13 protein-coding genes are annotated in these 17,669 nt (G+C 33.5%); 7 read left to right on the top strand and 6 right to left on the bottom strand.

Annotated elements, in window-relative coordinates:
* Positions 1-12 precede the first annotated feature (12 nt).
* Positions 13-3,423, top strand: a complete 3,411-nt coding sequence (locus tag WC223_01240) for a methylmalonyl-CoA mutase family protein (GenBank protein MFA6922853.1) — start codon at positions 13-15, stop codon at positions 3,421-3,423.
* A gap of 117 nt (positions 3,424-3,540) precedes the next feature.
* Here WC223_01240 and WC223_01245 read toward each other — a convergent pair whose 3' ends face one another.
* From WC223_01245 to WC223_01255, 3 genes are all read right to left on the bottom strand, one after another.
* The gene (locus WC223_01245) at positions 3,541-4,785 is read right to left on the bottom strand and encodes a hypothetical protein (GenBank protein MFA6922854.1); all 1,245 of its coding nucleotides are present in this window, start codon (positions 4,783-4,785) and stop codon (positions 3,541-3,543) included.
* 35 nt (positions 4,786-4,820) lie between these two features.
* Positions 4,821-6,155 (bottom strand): 3-hydroxyacyl-CoA dehydrogenase family protein, encoded by a 1,335-nt coding sequence (locus WC223_01250; GenBank protein MFA6922855.1) that lies wholly within the window; start codon positions 6,153-6,155, stop codon positions 4,821-4,823.
* Between the two features lie 177 nt (positions 6,156-6,332).
* On the bottom strand, positions 6,333-7,103 hold the full coding sequence (locus tag WC223_01255) for an enoyl-CoA hydratase-related protein (protein MFA6922856.1): 771 nt from the start codon (positions 7,101-7,103) through the stop codon (positions 6,333-6,335).
* Between the two features lie 386 nt (positions 7,104-7,489).
* Here WC223_01255 and WC223_01260 point away from each other — a divergent pair, with 386 nt between their 5' ends.
* Positions 7,490-8,629, top strand: a complete 1,140-nt coding sequence (locus tag WC223_01260) for an acyl-CoA dehydrogenase family protein (protein MFA6922857.1) — start codon at positions 7,490-7,492, stop codon at positions 8,627-8,629.
* 146 nt (positions 8,630-8,775) lie between these two features.
* On the opposite strand, the gene buk is transcribed toward WC223_01260, so the two are convergent.
* From buk to WC223_01275, 3 genes are all read right to left on the bottom strand, one after another.
* Positions 8,776-9,861, bottom strand: a complete 1,086-nt coding sequence (gene buk, locus WC223_01265) for a butyrate kinase (GenBank protein MFA6922858.1) — start codon at positions 9,859-9,861, stop codon at positions 8,776-8,778.
* Between the two features lie 134 nt (positions 9,862-9,995).
* Positions 9,996-10,892 carry a bifunctional enoyl-CoA hydratase/phosphate acetyltransferase gene (locus WC223_01270; GenBank protein MFA6922859.1) on the bottom strand — a complete coding sequence of 299 codons (897 nt, stop codon included), beginning with the start codon at positions 10,890-10,892 and terminating at the stop codon, positions 9,996-9,998.
* 140 nt (positions 10,893-11,032) lie between these two features.
* Entirely contained in the window at positions 11,033-12,298 is a 1,266-nt protein-coding gene (locus tag WC223_01275; protein MFA6922860.1) for a M64 family metallopeptidase, read from the bottom strand.
* 270 nt (positions 12,299-12,568) lie between these two features.
* Between WC223_01275 and WC223_01280 the strand changes: the two genes are divergently transcribed.
* The 5 genes from WC223_01280 (at position 12,569) to WC223_01300 (ending at position 17,467) form a co-directional block, all read left to right on the top strand.
* Positions 12,569-13,984, top strand: a complete 1,416-nt coding sequence (locus WC223_01280) for an anthranilate synthase component I family protein (GenBank protein MFA6922861.1) — start codon at positions 12,569-12,571, stop codon at positions 13,982-13,984.
* A gap of 76 nt (positions 13,985-14,060) precedes the next feature.
* Positions 14,061-14,633, top strand: coding sequence for an aminodeoxychorismate/anthranilate synthase component II (locus WC223_01285; GenBank protein ID MFA6922862.1), 573 nt, complete (start codon positions 14,061-14,063; stop codon positions 14,631-14,633).
* A gap of 87 nt (positions 14,634-14,720) precedes the next feature.
* Positions 14,721-15,710 (top strand): anthranilate phosphoribosyltransferase, encoded by a 990-nt coding sequence (gene trpD / locus WC223_01290; GenBank protein ID MFA6922863.1) that lies wholly within the window; start codon positions 14,721-14,723, stop codon positions 15,708-15,710.
* Between the two features lie 120 nt (positions 15,711-15,830).
* Positions 15,831-16,613 carry an indole-3-glycerol phosphate synthase TrpC gene (trpC, locus tag WC223_01295; protein ID MFA6922864.1) on the top strand — a complete coding sequence of 261 codons (783 nt, stop codon included), beginning with the start codon at positions 15,831-15,833 and terminating at the stop codon, positions 16,611-16,613.
* Positions 16,614-16,822: 209 nt separating this feature from the next.
* Positions 16,823-17,467, top strand: a complete 645-nt coding sequence (locus WC223_01300; GenBank protein ID MFA6922865.1) for a phosphoribosylanthranilate isomerase — start codon at positions 16,823-16,825, stop codon at positions 17,465-17,467.
* Positions 17,468-17,669: the final 202 nt, after the last annotated feature.

Raw genomic sequence — 17,669 nt, forward strand, 5'->3', positions numbered from 1 at the left:
TTAAAAAAAATCTTGGAAATACCATTAAATTATACTGAAATGCAGGAAAAATATGTTTTAAAAAATCATGTGCGTGTTGTAACGGCAGCATCGTTGTTTGATGGACACGATGCATCAATAAATGTTATGAGAAGAATTATTCAAGGCACAGGTGCGGAAGTTATTCATTTAGGTCATAATAAATCCGTTAAAGAGATTGTGGATTGTGCCATACAGGAAGATGTGCAAAGCATTGCAATTACTTCATACCAAGGTGGACATCTCGAGTTTTTTAAATACATGTATGATATGCTGAAAGAACAAGGTTTTGGACATATCAAAATTTTTGGCGGCGGCGGCGGCGTTATTTTACCCGATGAAGCTGATGAATTACATAAATATGGTATTACAAGAATATATTCACCCGATGATGGCAGACAGATGGGTTTGCAGGGAATGATTAACGATTTACTTGAAAAATCTGATTTTCCCACAGGAACAAATTCCGATGTTGACATAAAAAAAATTGAAAATAAAGAAATAAAATCCATAGCACAACTAATATCTGCTGCTGAAAATAATCCCGATAAAGCAAAAACGGTTTTAAATGAAATAGAAAAAATTGCAAGCAGTAAAAAAATTCCTGTGATAGGAATAACGGGAACAGGCGGAGCAGGAAAATCTTCATTGGTGGATGAAATTGTAAGAAGATATTTACTCGATTTTTCTGATAAAACAATTGCAATAGTTTCTGTTGACCCATCGAAACGCAAGACAGGCGGAGCATTACTCGGAGACAGAATAAGAATGAACTCAATAAACAACCCTCGGGTTTACATGCGTTCGCTTGCTACCCGCCAGTCAAACCTTGCAATGTCAAAATATGTGAAAGATGCAGTGAACATTTTAAAAGTTGCCAATTACGATTTAATCATTCTTGAAACATCAGGAATCGGACAATCGGACACCGAAATTGTTGACCATAGCGATTTGTCAATGTATGTTATGACTCCTGATTATGGAGCTGCCACGCAATTGGAAAAAATTGACATGCTCGATTTTGCCGATATTATTGCACTCAACAAATTTGATAAACGCGGAGGATTGGATGCTTTGCGCGATGTAAAAAAACAATTTGCACGCAATCATCAGCTTTTTGAAATAGACATAGAAACTCTACCAGTGTACGGAACCGTTGCATCACAATTCAACGATTATGGAGTTAACGGGCTTTACGTAGGTTTACTCAATAAAATAAAAGAAAAGACAGGAATTTGTTTTAAAAGTTCTTTTGAAATGTCGAATGAAATGCCGGAAAAGATACTTATAATTCCTTCGAGCAGGACAAGATATCTCTCGGAAATATCAGAAACAATAAGGGAATACAACAAATGGAGCAATGAACAGGCAGACGTTGCTCAAAAACTATTCGGAATAAAACAATCAATTGAAGCAATTGAAAAATTAAACACTCCGAATAAAAAAGAAAATGAGAATACAAAAAAGCAACTTGAAAATGTTTATAAGGAAATCGAGAAAGAATTAAATGTAAAGAATAAGGAAATACTTGAAAACTGGGAAAAGAAAGTTGAATTATACAAAAACGAATTTTACGTTTATAAAGTAAGAGGTAAGGAAATAAAAATAAAAACATCTTCAGAATCACTGTCGCACTTGTCTATTCCGAAAATTTCATTACCAAAATATAAAAGCTGGGGCGATATTTTAAAGTGGAATTTGCAGGAAAATGTTCCCGGTGAATTTCCATACACTGCGGGCACATTTCCGTTTAAACGCGAAGAAGAAGACCCTACGCGAATGTTTGCAGGCGAGGGCGGACCTGAAAGAACGAACAAGCGGTTTCATTATGTGTCGCAAGGAATGCCCGCAAAAAGATTGTCCACAGCATTTGACTCGGTTACATTATACGGAGAAGACCCTCATGTTCGCCCCGATATTTATGGAAAAATAGGCAACTCAGGAGTTTCTATCTGTTGCCTTGACGATATGAAAAAATTATATTCGGGATTTAATTTATCAAATCCTAAAACATCTGTTTCAATGACAATAAACGGTCCGGCTCCGATTATGGTTGGATATTTCATGAACACCGCAATTGACCAACAATGTGAAACATACATAAAAGAAAATGGATTAGAAAATGAAGTAAAAAAGAAAATCGAAGAATTTTATAAAAGTAAAGGAACAAAGCCACCACATTATCAGGGCGAATTGCCCGAAGGTAATGATGGTCTCGGACTCATGCTTCTTGGTGTTACAGGCGACATGGTTCTTCCGAAAGAAGTTTATGATAAAATAAAAGAATGTACTCTTTCTGCGGTACGAGGAACTGTTCAGGCAGATATTCTTAAAGAAGACCAGGCACAAAACACCTGCATTTATTCAACTGATTTTTCATTAAAACTAATGGGTGATGTGCAAGATTATTTTATAAAAAATAATGTAAGAAATTTTTATTCCGTTTCCATTTCCGGCTATCATATTGCCGAAGCGGGCGCTAATCCTATTTCTCAGTTGGCATTCACTCTTTCAAATGGTTTTACTTATGTGGAATATTATTTATCCAGAGGAATGGAAATTGACAAATTTGCACCAAATTTATCATTCTTTTTCTCAAATGGTATTGATGCTGAGTTTTCCGTAATTGGTCGTGTTGCACGAAAAATATGGTCGAAAGCCATGAAGCTTAAATATAAAGGAAACTCACGTTCGCAGCAATTGAAATATCATATTCAAACATCAGGAAGGTCGCTACATTCACAGGAAATTGATTTTAATGACATACGTACAACACTACAAGCATTGTATGCAATTTATGATAACTGCAATTCGCTTCATACAAATGCTTATGACGAAGCAATAACCACTCCAACGGAAGAATCAGTTCGCAGGGCGATGGCAATACAGATGATAATAAATCATGAATTAGGACTTGCAAAAAACCAGAATGCACTACAAGGTTCTTTTATAATTGAAGAATTAACAGATTTGGTTGAAGAAGCCGTAATGCTCGAATTCGACAGGATTACCGAACGCGGTGGTGTTTTGGGTGCAATGGAAACAATGTACCAGCGTGGCAAAATACAGGAAGAATCACTGTATTATGAAACATTGAAACATAGCGGAGAGTTGCCAATAATGGGTGTAAACACATTTTTATCATCGAAAGGTTCACCGACTCTAATTCCGGGAGAAGTAATACGAGCTACCGAAACAGAAAAACAATACCAAATAAATATGCTCGCACTGCTTCATGAAATTCACAAAGACAAATCGCCTCAAATGCTTGGTAAATTACAAAAAGATGCAGTGAGCAATAAAAATGTTTTTGAAAGTTTAATGGAAGTTTCAAAATATTGTTCATTGGGACAAATTACAAATGCATTGTTTACTGTTGGCGGACAATATAGAAGGAATATGTGAATTTGAAGCTTACAGTTTTTAGTTTTAAGTTTTAACGAATTACCCTATAAAAAGCAGAGATTCCATCTTTTGAAAAGATGGAATCTCTGTTTTGAAATAAATAAAAAACAAAATATATTATTTTGCTTTCTTATAAACAATAGCAGTAAGAGTTTTATCGTCACCGCCCATGTTTACTGATAATGCATAAGGACGACTTTCATCAATTTTTATTTGTGAATTTCCTGCTTTACCTGTCAATTGCTGCAATATAACAACTGCCTGATGAACACCGGTAGCACCAACTGGGTGTCCCCATCCAATTAATCCACCGGTTGTATTAAATGGAACTTTGCCTGTTCGCGAAGTGTTTCCGGCAATAACAAAATCGGGACCTTCGCCCGGTTTAGCAAAACCAATTGCTTCAGTTGCCATTACTCCGGCAATGGAGAAGCAGTCATGACATTCAACTGTACCAATTTCATTTATTGTTATTCCTGCATTATCAAGAGCTGCTTTAACTGCTTTTTCAGTAGTTTCAAGCTTTGTCATGTCGGTTGGATTAGAAGTAATATCAAATGCTGCCTGTCCTAAGCCAATAATTTCAACGGCTTCACTTTTAGGAATTCCTGTTTTTTTCAAGCCATCTTCGGAAACTACGGCAATAGCGGCAGCTCCGTCGGATACTTTTGAGCAATCATAAACATTTATGAATTCAACAAAACTTTTAGCATTTGGTTCGGTTAAGCCGGTTGCTTCAAGGTCTTTTGTTGCATTGTGATGTTCCTGTGCAGTGGGGTCGAGGCGTGCATTTTCAACTGCATTTTTGAACCAAACAGCCATGGCTTTTCTTGTTTTTTCTCTTCCATATTTTTTATAATACTCACCTGCCCTGTCACTGAATTTACCGGGAAAAAAATGAACATGTCCTGTTTTTCTTTCCTTAAACCAACCTGCTCCGGCAAGAATATCGGAACCGTAAACGGCTTTAACTGTATTCTGCACTTCCACACCAAGTGCAAGAACAACATCAGCAGTTTCTGCCAAAACAGATTTTATTGCTGAAGCAAGTGCAAGACCACCCGAGCCACAAGCACCTTCAACTCTTGTTGCAGGTTTCCATTTCAATCCTTCATCAATAGAGGGAATAAATCCTGCGAGATTTCCTTGCCTGTTGTACCTTGCAGCCATAAAGTTGCTGATAACACTTTCGTCAACATTCTTAGCACCGCCGATTAATTTCAGTGTTCCCTGTCCGGCTTCTTTAATGTAATCTTCCAATCCCGGTCGGGCTTTTTTGGGGTTGAATTCTTTTCTTCCTGAGCCCATTGATATGGTGTTGTATCCACCAATCATATATACTTTTTTCCTTAATTTTTTCATAAGATATTTTTTTATTATTAAATAAAATCTAACAATTAAATAAAATCATTTATTGGTCCGTAAGCATGGAAAAATCCAGTTAACAGAACAGTATTCACATCTTCATTTTTTGCAGCAACTTTATCTGAAACTAATTTCAAACCGATTTCTTTTGAACGTTTTAAATAAGCTTTTGCAAGTTCTGCTCCGAAAGTGTTCATTGTTTTTAGCTCACCAAAATATTTTTTAAACACTTCTTCTTTTTTAGGATTGCCGATAACTGCTTTCCACGAAACAAAAGAAGCCGGCATGCTGCCAAGCTTTTCATTGCATTTAGAAGAAAAAGATTCTATTGCAACATATTGTTTTTTATCAATATCATAAATTGCAACGGGCTTACCTTTTTCATATTTCAAAAATCCGTCTTTCTGTGAACCATCGGAATTTTGTCCGCCTCTTACACCTGCTTCCATGTATTTATCAAGCAAAGGACTGTGTATGTCCTCATCTTTAACATGAGGATTCATAACTTGCATAATATATTGGCAAACATCAACACCAACATAATCTATCAACTGAAAAATACCCATCGGGCGGATAAGATAATCCTGTGTTACTTTATTTATTGTATAAACAGCTTCAACAAACGACATTTCCTTTGTCAACCGCTGCACTTCATTCATTCCATAAATAGCATCGCGCATAAAATGACCATTGCCAACGAATCCGGCGAAATCATTTGATGGCACAACAACTTTTCTCAGATTCTTTGCGTAGCTCAAAGCGAATTCCGCCAAGTCGGGAACAGTTGTATTTGCTTTAATAACCTCAACAAGCTTTTGAACTGCCGGTGGATTGTAGAAATGAAATCCTATTATTCTGCCCCCAAGCTTTGCTTTCTGGTCAATTTCATTTATTGGAATAGAAGAAGTGTTTGTAAGAAACCAAGGTTGTTTTTTATTATTCTCATTTATTTTTGAGAATAATTTAACTTTTAATTCAGGATTTTCGCTTGCTGCTTCAAAAACAACATCCGATTCGTAAGTTGATTCGATTGTTGTAACAGGTCTCACAATACACATTACATCCTGAACATATTGGTTTATGATGTCACCGTTTTCTATAAGGTCTTCGCGGCTTTCATAAGCTTTTCTAAGCTGAGAGATTTTCTTTTCAGCAGCTTTCAGAACTTGTGAATTCAAATATTTCACTAAGCCGGTTAAAGCTTTTTGCGATATATCAACAGCATTCAAAACAAATACTCTTGATTTATTTTCGGGTTTAATGCTTAAATCAGCCATTTCCATGGCAGTCAGCAGAACAATCCCGCTGCCCATTTTACCTGCGGCGCCAAGCACCGATACATTTTCCAATTTTCCTGTATAGTCCATAATTTTTTAGTTTTTTTTAATTAAATAGTCTCTGTCCATAAAGTCGAGAGTTTGGTTCAGAATGTCCGAGTTCGAGGCTTTCGAAGTTTTAAAAATCGGGAGTTTACTAAAGTAAATGACTGATTTTTAAAACGAGAATAACGAAGAAATCGGACATTCTGAACAAACTCTAAATAATTACCATTTTGGTGGACGTTTTTCAAGGAATGCTTTCATTCCTTCTCCCGACTCACCATTACCAAATAAAGCTCCGAATTCTTTTGCTTCCAAATCGGATGCAGATTCAAAATCCATAGAAATGCCTTTACGGATAGCTTCTTTTGATTTTTTCACTGCAATAGAACCTTTCGAAGCAATTTTCTTTGCAATATCCATAACTTGTTCAATTAATTGTTCTGGTTCAACAACCTTTTGAACGAGTCCTATTCTGAGTGCCTCTTCTGCTGTAAGCATTTCGCCCGAGCAAATTAAATATAAGGCATTTGCAATACCAGCAATTCTTGAAAACCTTTGCGTTCCTGCATAACCCGGTATTAAACCGAGATTTACTTCCGGTTGTCCGAATTTTGCTTTAGTGCTTGCAATACGAAAATCACATGCCATAGCAAGTTCGCAGCCACCGCCAAGAGCAAAGCCGTTAACAGCAGCTATAACCGGCACCGAAAGATTTTCGAGCCTTCTTAATGTATTTTGTCCTGTTTTTGAAAATGCTGTCGCCTGCGATTGGTTCATATTTGCCATTTCGGCAATATCAGCACCTGCAACAAAAGATTTACCCTCTCCTGTAATGATTAACACTCTAATATCTTTTCTTTCCGAAATGGAATCAAGAAAATTATTCATTTCGGTAAAAAAAATCGAGTTAAGTGCATTCATTGCTTCAGGACGACTAATAGTAACCGTTGCAATCGCATCGATTATGTTGATTTTTAAAATTTTATAATCCATATTATTTGTTTTTATTTTTTTCAAAAATATAAAATTAATTGTTTTTAAAAAAATTTTTTCTGAGTTTAATATTGTTGAATTGCTAAATTGTTGAATTGCTAAATTGTTGAATTGCTAAATTGTTGAATTGACTAATTTCCGTGATAGCTGCCAGTGATTTTCGTATGGATTTATCCGAACAACAAAGTTTATCGGGATTGCTATAACTACAAACCACAAACTATTATTTTTTTGTTAAACTCCCCATCATCGCACTAATTTCATTTTAAAATAAAATTTTTAAAGTGAAAAATTAGATTATTAGAAAATCTTATTTTATTTTTGCTTCGATACATTATTAAAAATATTTTCTCATAAATTATTTAATAACCAAAAAAACCAAAATTATGAACTTTGAATATACAGAAGAACAATTAATGATTCAAAAAGCTGCAAGAGATTTTGCACAGCGTGAATTATTGCAGGATGTTATTGAAAGAGACGAAAAATCAGAATACCCGGCAAAACATGTAAAAAAACTTGCAGAACTTGGTTTCCTTGGAATGCTTGTTGACACAAAGTACGATGGTGGTGGAATGGACACAATATCGTATGTGCTGGCTATGGAAGAAATTTCCAAAGTTGATTCATCAGTAGCAGTGATAATGTCGGTGAACAACTCACTTGTTTGCTACGGGCTTGAAGAATTTGGCTCAGATGAGCAAAAGGAAAAATATTTAAAACCACTTGCACGCGGCGAAAAAATCGGAGCATTTCTTTTATCGGAACCCGAAGCCGGTTCAGATGCCACTTCACAAAGAACACTTGCTGAAGATAAAGGTGATTATTATCTTTTAAATGGAACAAAAAACTGGATAACTAATGCAAACAGCGCATCTGTTTATCTTGTTATTGCACAAACTCATCCTGAAAAGAAACACAAAGGAATAAATGCATTGATAGTTGACAAAAATTCTCCGGGTATAAGTTTAGGACCTCATGAAAATAAAATGGGAATGAGAAGTTCCGACACACATTCAGTAATGTTCACTGATGTTAAAGTTCCTAAAAAGAACAGAATCGGAGAAGATGGTTTCGGATTTTCTTTTGCAATGAAAACTCTTGACGGAGGAAGAATAGGTATTGCTTCGCAGGCATTGGGTATTGCTTCCGGTGCAATGGAAAGAGCAATACAGTATTCAAAAGAAAGAAAGGCATTCGGTACGGAAATCTGCAATCATCAGGCAGTTGCTTTTAAACTTGCCGATATGGCAGTGAAAGTCGAAAATGCAAGAAATCTTTGTTTAAAAGCTGCATGGCTTAAAGACCAACACCAACCTTACGGCATTATGAGTGCAATGGCAAAACAATATGCTGCTGACATTGCTATGGAAGTTACTACAGAAGCTGTCCAGATTCATGGCGGATACGGATATGTGAAAGAATATCATGTGGAAAGATTAATGCGTGAAGCTAAATTAACTCAAATATACGAAGGAACGTCCGAAGTTCAGAAAATCGTAATTTCGAGAAATTTATTAAAATAGTGTCATTAGATAAAAGAAAAAAAACCTGATAAATGAAATATAATTTATCAGGTTTTTTTATTGTAAGGTTAAGTTTATTTTTATGGGAATGAGATTTTAAAAGATGATATTAAATAAGATTGCTGCCTGCAAGAAGCGAAGCGTATTTATTCATATTTAAAAACTTCAATTTCTCCTTTTAATACACCAAGAGCATTAATTGCAAGTGCTTTCATTTCATCTTCTCCGGGATAAACAAAAACAGGCGCAATAAATTCAACTCTTTCTTTTATCCAGTTCACGAAAATCTCATCATAAGCTACTCCTCCTGTAATCAATATAGCATCAACTTTTCCGAACAAAACAGCACTTGCTGAACCTATTTCTTTTGCTATTTGATAAGCCATTGCTTCATAAATAAATTTAGCTTTTTTATCACCTTTCCTAATTCTCTCCTCAACTTCCAAAGCATTGTTTGTTCCGAGATATGCAGTTAATCCACCTTTGCCGGTTATCATTTTTTTTATTTCATCTTGAGAATATTTACCGCTAAAACAAAGTTTCACTAATGCTCCGACAGGCAGGGTTCCGCTTCTTTCAGGTGAAAATGGACCTTCACCATCTAATCCCTGATTAACATCTATTACTCTACCTTTTTTATGCGAGCCAATAGTAACACCTCCTCCGATATGAGCTACTATTAAGTTTAAATCTTCATATTTCTGAACCCTTGATTTGGCATAGGTTTTTGCTATGATTTTTTGATTCAAAGCATGAAAAATAGAAATTCTTTCAAATGCAGGATGTCCTGCAACTCGTGCTATATCTTCCAATTCATCAACCACGACAGGGTCGGCGATATAAGCTTTTGCTTTAGGTAATGATTTTGCAATATCCTGTGCAATCAACCCTCCAAGGTTACTTGCGTGCTGACCAAGAGCTTCATTCTTAATATCCTTAATCATTTTTTCATTTACCTCATACACTCCCGATTTGATTGGCTTTACAAGTCCGCCTCTGCCAATAATAATAACAATATTATTAATATTTATTCCGGCATTTTTTAATTCCTCTAATATTATATTTTTGCGAAACTCGTATTGGTCGCTGATTTTTTTAAACCTTCCTATTTCTTCCGCCGAATGTGTAATGTTATTCTGAAAAATACTTTTGTTGTTATAATAAACTGCAATTTTTGTTGATGTCGAGCCGGGATTTACAACTAAAATCAACGGACTATTTTTTCTCTCCATAGTTTAATAATTTTAAAATTATTTATTTCAAATTAATATTTTTGTTTTTATAATTAAACGCACAATATTAAAAAAGTTTGTGGTTTGTAGTTGTTTTTTTTAACAACAAACAATAAACATTTCAAACTACAAACTTATTTCATTGCAGCAGCAAGTGCTATGCTGTTTAATTTTGTTTCATCCGAATCGGAACGTGATGTTAAAACAATCGGGACTGATGCACCGGCTATAATTGCTGCACATTTTGCATTTGTAAGAAAAGCAATTGACTTATAAAGAATATTCGCTGCATCAATATTAGGCAGAATTAAAATGTCAGCATTACCGGCAACATCACTTATTATTTTTTTATGCTTTGCACTTTCAGGATTAATGGCATTGTCCAATGCCAAAGGTCCATCAATTATACAATCTTTTATTTGATTTCGTTGTGCCATTTTTGAGAGTACTGCCCCATCAATTGTAGATTGCATAAATGGATTGATTAACTCAACTGCTGAAATTATTGCCACTCTCGGTTTGTCTATGCCAAGTTTTCTCATGCAATCAACAGAATTTTCTATTATTGATTTTTTTGTATTAATATCGGGACTAATATTAACTCCCGCATCGGAGAATGCAAATAACTTGTGATAGGTTTCAATTTCAATAATTGCAAAATGTGATAATAATTCCCCTTTTCTTAAACCATAATCTTTATTCAATACGGATTTTAGCATGACTGAAGTTGGCACATCGCCTTTCATAAGAATTTCGGCTTTTTTATCACTGATAAGTTTTACGGCAGTATTGCATGCTTCGGTTATATCAGGTTCATTAATTATTTCTATACCTGAAATATCAAGTTTGTTCTCAGCAGCAATTTGCTTTATCTTGACTTCATCGCCGACAAGAATGGCATCAATAATACCTGCTTCTCTTGCTTTAACCACTGCCATTAAAGCATGCTCATCATGTGCCGCAGCAAGTGCTATCGTTTTCTTTTTCGACTTTTTCGCCAGTGCATGTATTTCGGAAATTTTATTTAACATAATTCTTAAGGTTTTAAATTATTATTACTAAAAATTAATCTGTTCTCTCTTATTGAAGAGTTTGTAGTTCGTGGTTTGCAGTTTGTTGTTATTTCAATTTTTAACTACAAACAACAAACATTTTAAACTACAAACTAATTTTATTTAGTATAAAATTCTATCATTTTTATTATTGCGTTTTTACATACTCCACAAAATTCTTTTTTTAGTGATTTCATAATACAATCGCAAGCAGGACGATAAACTCCCTTCGCCTCGTAGCCGCCGCCTTCAAAGACACCTAATTTATTGCAATATTTTTCATCGGGTGGCGTGGGAATGGGCACATCCTTATCGAGCATATTTTTCCACTTCTTACCAAAATCAACCAATGTTGTAAGGTTGGGTTCCCATGGCTCAATGTTTTTCGGATAAAAATCCCTGTATGATACTTCGGAAGTATAATATTCATCAGCCAAACCAGCAAAAGCATGACCAAATTCGTGAACAACAATATAATCAAAAAGGTCATTAGTGGTAACACTTATGGCATACAAGTTATATATTGCACCGCCCCCATATTTATCGGTATTTACCAAAATGTAAATCTGGTCGTAAGGAACATTCGATGCAACATCTCTAACTCTCTTGTTGGCTGCAGTCATTAAATATCTTTCTGTTCCGAAAGTGTAAAAGCTGGAATTAATCGCTGTATTTTTCCATATATTTTCTCCCGGTATGTCAGTGCCCGATTCTTCAGATGTTACTTCAACTGCATTTACATTGAATTTATCCTTCATTTCTTTAAAAGGAGATGCATTGAACAATGCTTTGGTAAACCGTTCACAATCATTTTTAAACTTTTTTATTTCACTTTTTTTGTATCCCTCAGGAAGTATAACTATATCAATCTTTTTGTCAGGGTCACCCGATTTCAATAAATTAAAAACAGGGTAAACAGCTTTCTTTTCTTTTGAGATAAAATAATTTTGAGGGTTAACAAAATATTCAAATTTCTTTATGAATTTTCCATTATTATCAATTGAATAAAACTCTACTTTAATATTTTTTTTAGGATAAGGACATAACACTGTTTCGGAAAAACTTTTTATTGTCTTTTTCGCTTCATCGGTGGTTTGCCATTCCGAAAACAAAGTTGAATATCCATGAGAATAAATAATATTTTGTGTTGCCTCATCAATAACAACAAATTTATATTTACCATAATTGAATGTGTCAATTAAATTCACTTTACTCCCTCCCCAATAAGGTTCTTCGAGCATTTCATCAATAGAATAAGAGTCGGAAACGGAATTGCCGGTATGATAATAATCTATACGCAGAGCTTTGTTTTCAAAGTATTCATCAAATGAAGCATAAGAAAATAAACTAAAAAACAATAAAAGCGATATAAGTGAAATACGCATGGTAATATGTTTTGAGAGTGTTAAATTAAAATATATTTTTCAAATTAAAGAATTTTTTTTTAAAAATAAAAAATTAATCATATCTTTGCAACTAAAATAAAAAACAAATGAATTTCAAATTAAATAGAGCATGGTGGTGGCAATTTACTTTCTCTTATACCGTAAAGGGCTAAAGCCATTTTAAATAAAAATATTGAACGGCTTGTCGGACTTACGGCAAGCCGTTCTTAATTTATAATATAAATTGATAAACTATATACAAAGAATAACATGGATAAAATTAAAATAACTATTAAAACAAAAAAAATACTTGCAGACACAATAACTCCTGTAAGCATTTATCTTAAAGTAAGAGATAAGTTTTCAAATTCCATATTGCTCGAAAGCTCTGATTATAGAGGAAGCATAAACAGTTCTTCTTTTGTATGTTTTCAGCATATTGCCGGTTTCACAGTTGAAAAAAATAATATAATAGAGCAATTTCCCGATGGTACCAAAAAAGAAACAATTATTGATAAGAATGTTTCTGTTCCCGAAAAAATGCAGGATTTCATTAACAAATTTCAGTTCGATAACACTGAACCCGCAGTTTCCAATATAAACGGACTCTTCGGCTATGCAGCTTATGATGCCGTAAAATATTTTGAAAATATTGATATTAATGCAAAAATAAAAGAGGAATATTATGTTCCGGAAATAAAATACAGTTTTTATAAATATATAATTGCAATAAACCATTTTAAAAATGAGCTTACAATTATCGAAAATCTTTTTGGTGATGAAAAAACAAAAATTGAAGAAATAGAAACGCTGTTGAACAACAAGAATTTTGCAACATATCCATTTGTTTCGGTTACCGGTGAACAGTCGAATCTTACCGACGAAAAATATATAGAAATGGTGAAGAAAGGAAAGGAGCATTGTTTCAGAGGTGATGTTTTTCAGATTGTTTTGTCGCGGCAGTTTTCACAAAAATTTACAGGTGATGAGTTTAATGTTTACAGGGCGCTTCGTTCTATAAATCCTTCGCCGTATTTGTTTTATTTTGATTACGGAAATTATAAAATTTTCGGTTCTTCTCCCGAATCGCAGTTAACCATAAAAAACGGAAAAGCTTTCATTAACCCAATTGCAGGAACTTTCAAACGAACCGGCGATGATGAAGCCGACAAGTTATTAGCCGAAAAACTTCTCAAAGACCCGAAAGAAAATGCCGAACATATAATGCTTGTTGACCTTGCAAGAAATGATTTAAGCAGAAATTCGAAAAATGTAAAAGTCGAAGTTTTATCGGAAGTTCAATATTACAGTCATGTTTTGCATTTGGTATCAACAGTTTCAGGAGAACTTGAAAAAGGAACAAATAGCTGCAAAGTAATGGCAGATACTTTTCCGGCAGGCACATTATCGGGTGCACCAAAATATAAAGCAATGCAATTAATTGATAAATATGAAAATCAAAACAGGGGTTATTATGGCGGCTGCATTGGCTGCATAGGGTTTAATGGCGATTTTAATCAGGCAATAATGATACGTTCTTTTTTAAGTAAAAACAACACTTTGTTTTATCAGGCAGGAGCAGGAATTGTTTCCGAATCAAAAGAAATAAACGAACTCAACGAAGTAAATAACAAACTTGCTGCACTGAAAAAAGCAATAGATATTGCAGGAAAAATGAATACTTAATTGAACAATTTTATATCAAAAGAGTTAATTTTTTAAACAATTAAATTTTTAATTAAAAAAATCAAAATTTCAAAAAATGAATAAAATTTTAGTTTTAGACAATTACGATTCATTCACGTACAATCTCGTTCATGCAATCGAAAACCTCACGAAAGAACCGGTTGATGTATATCGCAATGATGAAATAAAAATTGCAGAAGTTGGAAATTACGATAAAATTGTTCTTTCTCCTGGCCCGGGACTTCCCGATGAAGCAGGCATTATGAAAGAACTTATTAAAACTTATTCGCAGTCGAAAAATATTTTTGGTGTTTGCCTCGGACTTCAGGCGATAACTGAAGTGTTCGGTGGCAAGTTGATAAACCTGCACAAAGTTTATCATGGAATTAATACACCCGTAAAAATTATTGATAAAGAAGAATTAATATTTAAAGGTATTCCCGAAACATTCGAAGGCGGACGCTATCATTCATGGGTTGCTGATAAAAATAATTTTCCGGATACTTTAAAAATAACCGCAGTTGATGACGAAGGAATAATAATGGCAATAAGCCACAAACAATACAAAGTAAGAGGTGTGCAGTTTCACCCCGAATCAATACTTACAAAATATGGAAATAAAATAATTGAGAATTGGCTTAAAACTTAACAGTTTATAGTTCTCAGTTTTCAGTTTAAAGTTGAGAAACTGGCAACTAACTGAAAACTATAAATTGAAAACCAAAAACTTTTTTTTATGCGAGACATTTTAAATTATTTATTTGAGCACAAAAAACTGAGCAGGACAGATGCCTACGAAGTTTTAACAAATGTTGCAAAAGACAAATACACCGAAAGTGAAGTTGCTGCATTTTTGTCGGTTTACATTATGCGCAGCATAACCGTTGATGAGCTTGCCGGTTTCAGAGATGCTCTTCTTGATTTATGCCTCAGAATAAATTTATCAGATTACAAACTCATTGATATGTGCGGAACCGGCGGCGATGGTAAAGATACATTCAACATTTCCACTCTTGCATCGTTTGTTGTTGCAGGTACGGGAGCAAAAGTTGCAAAACACGGAAACTACGGAGTTTCTTCCGGTTGCGGTTCTTCAAATGTTATGGAATATTTCGGTTACAAATTTACAAACGACGAATCTGTTTTGAAAAAAGATATTGAAGAAGCAGGTATTTGCTTTCTTCATGCACCATTGTTTCATCCTGCGATGAAAGCAGTGGCTCCGATAAGAAAAAAATTAAGAGTAAAGACATTTTTTAATATGCTCGGACCAATGGTAAATCCTTGTTTCCCGCAAAATCAGGTTATCGGAGTTTTTAATCTTGAACTTGCCCGAATTTATAATTATCTATATCAGCAAACAAATAAGAAATATGTCATCTTACACAGTACTGACGGCTATGACGAAATTTCGCTGACAAGCAATGTGAAATTAATTTTCAATAATTCCGAACAAATAATTTCACCCGAAGAATTTGGATTTACCAGAATAAAACAAAAAGAAATTACAGGAGGCGGCTCTATTCCCGAGTCGGCAAAAATTTTTACTGATGTTCTTGAAGGAAATGGAACAACAGCACAAAATAATGTAGTGCTTGCAAATGCTGCAATAGGAATTAAATGTTTTAATCAGAATAAAAGTATTGCTGATTGCATTGAGAAAGCAAAAGATTCTTTGTTTGGGAAAAAAGCACTTAGTGCTTTTAAAAAACTAATAAAAAATTAATGTTTATTAAAAATGTGGTATCAAAAAAATATCGAATATCGAACACCGAATAATGAATATCGAAGTAAAATTACAACGACTAATAACTAACAACTGAAAACTATAAACTGTAAACTTCTTATGACAATACTTGACGAAATAATTAAATACAAAAAAACCGAAGTAGAAGAAAACAAATCTTTATATCCGGTTAAATTTCTTGAACGAAGTATATATTTTGCTTCCGAAACTGTTTCCTTAAAAAAGTATTTGCTCCGTGAAGATAAAAAAGGAATAATTGCAGAATTTAAAAGAAAATCGCATTCAAAAGGAATGCTCAATGAATATGCATCTGTTGAGCAAGTGAGCATAGGATATATGCAGGCGGGAGCTTCGGCACTTTCGATATTGACCGACAAAAAATATTTTAATGGAAAAAATGAAGATTTGACGATTGCCCGCAAATTCAACTATAACCCCATTTTGCGGAAGGATTTTATTATTGACGAATACCAGATTGTTGAAGCAAAATCAATAGGTGCTGATGTAATACTTCTTATAGCTGCCGTTTTGGAAAAAGAAAAAATAAAGCAACTTTCAGAATTTGCAAAATCACTTAATCTCGAAATTATTTTTGAAATTCATAACAAAGAAGAATTGGAGAAAGTTAACAACAACATTGATATTATAGGAGTAAATAACCGTAATTTGAATGATTTTAAAACTGACATAAATACTTCAATAGAATTGTCAAAAAAAATTCCTGTTGAATTTCTTAAAATCTCCGAAAGTGGTATAAGCTCAATTGAAGCAATTAAAAATCTCAGAAAATGCGGTTTTAAAGGATTTTTAATCGGAGAATATTTTATGAAAACAGCAAATCCTTCAAAAGCTTGTGCGGATTTTATTAAGAAATTAGTATAATGATAAAGATATGTTACTAATGGTTAAAAACTTAAGTATAATTTAAATAAAATTGTTTAACTGTTATATTGCTAAATTGTTAAAAATTAAACATCAACAAAATATTTTAATTATCGCCATTTCCCGATTAAAATTAATCTTTTTTGGTCGTACAATAATTATAAAGTATAAAACATCATTTTAATAATATAACCATTTAAAATAAACAGGTGAAAACACTTAAAATAAAAGTTTGTGGAATGAAAGATGAAAGCAACATCAAAGAATTGATTGCTGTCAATCCAGATTTCATGGGTTTTATTTTTTATAATAATTCAAAAAGATATGTGAATGAAAATTTCGATAAAGCTATTCTTAAAGGCATTCCCACTAAAATAAAAAAAGTTGGTGTTTTCGTAAATTCTGAACTTGACGAAGTGAAATTAAAAAAAGAAAAATACAAACTTGATTTTGTTCAGCTACACGGAAATGAAACTCCCGATTTTTGCAAAAATTTATTCGATGAAAATATATCAATTATCAAATCATTCGGAATATCTGAAGAAAAGGATTTTGAAAAAATAAATGATTATAAAAACTATTGCACATATTTTTTATTTGATACTAAAACCGAAAATTTTGGTGGCAGCGGAAAAAAATTTAATTGGAAACTTCTTGCTAATTATAATTTCTCATTGCCATTCTTTATCAGTGGTGGTATAGATATGGAAGACATCGAAAAAATAAAAGAAATAAATAATTCAATTTTTTTCGGTGTTGATATAAACAGCAAATTTGAAATTAACTACGGTATTAAAGATGTTGAAAAAATAAAATTATTCATCAACAAAATAAAAAACAAATTAAACACTTAATGTACTATAAAAATAATTTAATAAATGCTACAATGCTATGTTCTCAATACATTGAAATAATATCGCCACCTACGGGGCTTATTTTTTATTTTGTTTTATTTCTACCAAAATGTCGCCTCTAACGAGGCTAAAAAGTACCGCAGGTACGATATTATGGTAGAACGAGCAAATTCAAATTTATTAAAGTGCCGTAAGCACGAAA

The sequence above is a fragment of the Bacteroidales bacterium genome, assembly GCA_041671145.1.
Lineage (GTDB): Bacteria > Bacteroidota > Bacteroidia > Bacteroidales > JAHJDW01 > JAQUPB01.